Here is a 3405-nt window from a genome sequence, read left to right as displayed (position 1 = left end):
ACGACGGCTGGTCCCGCGTCACCCAACAGCAGATGAAACGCGCCGGTGCCCTCGTCGTAGCCGGCTTGGTAACACGGCGCAACAGGCCCGCCCAGGCCCGGCGCGATCTCGGTGTAGAAGCGCACTTCGCGTTCGTAGAGTCCCAGCGCGAGGCCGGTCTGCCGGCTCACCGGATCGGTGGCGGCGACCTTGAGCACGGCCGAATCCGGTCCTGCCTGCCCGTCGGCGTAGGTGAGTGCGATGCGGTAACACTCGCTCATCTGGCCGGTGCCAATGCGTTCCGTGCCGAAGTCGGTGACGGTTCCCGCGCCGATAGCCTCGGTGAGCCACTGCGCCGTCAGGTCGGACGGGCGCTCCACGACGTCAGTGGTGCGCACTGGTGCTCGGCGTGTGACACATGTCCGGAGGCGTCGCGACGACGTCCAGCGACGGATTGCGATCGAAGAAGCCGAACGGCTTGAGCCAGAACGACACCACGTCGACGGGCATCACCGGCCAGTCCTCGGGCCGGGTGATGTGATGGATGCCGAAGACGTACCACATCACCACGTCGGTGTTGTCGATCGACCGGTTGGCCAACGTCCAACGGCCCAGCCCGGTGTCCTTGGCCGACTGGTTGACGAATTCGCCTGCCGGCCAGCGCTCATCGGGGTGGTTCGGCGTGACCCACAGAGTGTGGGCAATAACGCCGGCTCGCTCGAGGACCGGCGAGTCGGGATCGAACATCGGAGGAATCGCGCCCGTCGGCACGAGTTTGTAGGCCGGGTGGGTACCCAGCCCGTTGACCACGTTGGGGTTCACCACCTTCCATGCGCGTTGCGTCGCGAAGTTGACGTCCTGCTTGGCCTGGCTTTCGGTGTGCAGCGGGTGATTCCGTGTCACCAGCGATAGTCCGTACGGGTTGTCAGGCCCCATCGGCTCGGCGTGCGACTCCGTCATGACCACCGTGTTGTCGCTGCCATCGATATCCATGTCCAGCCGGGCAACCAGGAAGTGTTGGTGGAAGGGCGCATACGTGCGATCGTCGACCAGCGTCCCATTCGGGTGTGGCTGGCCCGGCGCCAGCGGGGTGGTCACCATGATGCCGGTGGCCCGCACCTCACACTCGATGTTTCCGTCCTGATACAGCCGCCAGTAGACCAGGTATTCGTAGTTCGCCACGGTCACATGGAAGGACAGCGTCAGCCGTCGCATCCGGCGCACTTCGGCACCGATGTCGTGGTCGACGTGCTTCCACAGCACCGCGCTGTCTTCCTCGTGGATGCAGATCGCGTTGGTGATCGTGTACGGCTCGCCCTTGCTGTTGTGCAAAACAGCGTCGAGATAACGGATCTCGCCGAGGCAGTCGCATCCCAACTCCAGCGAGGTCGTCATGAAGCCCAGGCCCCACTCGCCGATGTCGAATGCCGTGCGCCGGTAGTGATCGGGCGACGGGTCGCGGTACGGGACGATCATCTCCGCGAACGACAACCGGTGCGCCACAGACCGATTCCGCTCGCCGTCGCGATATCGGATGGTGTGAAGAGTCATGCCCTCGCGATGGTTGAAGCCGACGCGCAGCGACCAGTTCTGCCACTGAACCAGGTTGCCGTCCAACGTGAACGACGGCCCCTCGGGTTGGGTGACGTGCAGTGGTTTGAGCGGCTCGCGCCGTGACGCCGAGCGGATGTGCTTGGGAATGTGGCTCGGCACGTACTCGCCCATCACATTGGGCCCTTCGACGCCGGCCCCGGAAAACGGGCCACTGTCTTCGACCCGTAACACCTCCATTGAATTGAGGTCGATGACGCAGTGCAACCCGCTGACCAGGTTGGCGTAGGGATTGGCACCGGGAACGGCCTTGACCCAGCTGTCGGACCAGCCCAGCCGCCGGTCACGAAACTCCGGCGGTGCTACCGCGTCGCCGTACGTCCAGGTGTCGAAGAACACCAGGCCCATGTCGGTGATGCCGCGTTTACCAAGGGCTGCAACCACATCGGGGTGTGAGCGCAGCAGCTGGTCGCACTCGACGAACTCGTCGACAGTGAAGTTGGCTTGAACGCCAGGAATGTGTTCGAACGACTCGACTTGGTCGTCGGTCAGTGACACCACGCTCTTGTAGGTGGCGTTGCTGGACCGTTGCAGGCAGGTCACCTCGGCGCGCCGCGGTGGCAGCGCTCCCCCGCCGTCGAACTCGCGCAGCTGCGCCTTGCCGGGCTCGAGCAACTCGATGGAGTTGAACCTCCATCCGTCGCCGACGCCGTGCTCGCGGTGCATGATCGCCGCGACGGCCCTGAACTCGTCTGCACTGAGCGGATCCAGTGGGTGGGCCACCCGGTTACGCAATCACATCCGCTTGCGATGGCGCAGCCCGATTCACGAATTTGCGACGGCTCAGGGCGCGGCCAGCGAGAAATTTTCCCACGCCTGTCGCCGGTCGGCGTGCGGGTCGTATTCGACGTGGGGGCGCTGGTCGAGAACCATGACCGCACGGTCCGCACTGGTGTAGGCGGGCCAGTCGTCGCCAGGAACGCCCGATCGGCTGAACGAGCACCATCGCGACTGCACATCGTCGCTGACCCGCAGTGCCGAGCGCCGGTCGGCGGCGGCGGTGAGCAGCCGACCGAACTTGGTGCGGTAGACGTCGAACACCGCGAGCAGTTCGGTGGCGTGCGTGGCACCAAGCCCGGACCAGCGCAGCGTGCGTGGCGCGTAGTCGTATCGGTACAGGTAGGTCGGCGCGTGCCTGCTGTGCGAATCGGCGATCTGCCATGCTGCCGAGCCGAACGCGAAGTCCCCGCCGAGCCGGATGCAAGCCGCAGGATCGGGGTAGTCGGGGTAGGCGGCGGTAATGCGTTCGCGGTCAGCGGGTTCCGTCTCGGCGAGCAGTCGCTCGATCATCGGCTCCGTCATGGGCATCAGCTTGAGGAATCGCGTGAACAGCCTGCCTTCCTCGGCGTTGGTGCCGACGATGAGCGGCACGCGGTGTGCTTTGCCGCGCCGCATCGCATCAGCGGGGTCCAGCGGCAGATAGTCGGTGCCGTGGGTGGGTCCCGCCGCGAAGGCGCCGAGCATGTCACGCTGGCCGTGCACGATCAGCTGATCGAATGCGTTCACCAGCTCCGCAGGGCGTGCAGCCATCACCGCGTTCGCTCCGTCCTGGACGCGGGCGCCGAGCAGCGCGGCGAACTGGGCGGCATACTCGGCCGCCACGGCGGGTGAGCGCACCAGACCGCTTGCGGGGCTTTCCGAAATCGCATGGGCGAAGAGGCCCTTGGCGGCTGGGACGGCCAACAGCGTGGCCACGGCGTGAGCACCGGCGCTTTCGCCGAAGATCGTCACGCTGTCGGGGTCGCCGCCGAACACCGCTATGTTGTCGCGGACCCAGCGCAGCGCCATCACAAGGTCTCGCAGGTAGAGATTGTC

The 3405-nt window shown here is 65.8% G+C and carries 2 protein-coding genes and 1 pseudogene; all 3 read right to left on the bottom strand.

The genetic code is table 11. The features are described 5' to 3' along the window. Positions 1-377: pseudogene (locus VFH65_RS07960) on the bottom strand (phosphotransferase); the annotation flags it as partial. Continuing rightward, positions 364-2313 (bottom strand): primary-amine oxidase, encoded by a 1950-nt coding sequence (locus tag VFH65_RS07955; RefSeq protein ID WP_414688378.1) that lies wholly within the window; start codon positions 2311-2313, stop codon positions 364-366. The gene VFH65_RS07955 and the pseudogene VFH65_RS07960, both read right to left, overlap by 14 nt. 60 nt (positions 2314-2373) lie before the next feature. Next, positions 2374-3405 (bottom strand): carboxylesterase family protein (locus tag VFH65_RS07950; RefSeq protein ID WP_353320607.1); only part of this gene is annotated, 1032 nt, incomplete at its 5' end.

The organism is Mycobacterium sp. (assembly GCF_035697385.1).
GTDB lineage: Bacteria > Actinomycetota > Actinomycetes > Mycobacteriales > Mycobacteriaceae > Mycobacterium.
Note: the sequence above shows the minus strand (reverse complement) of the source record. Positions and strands in the feature narration are given on the sequence as shown.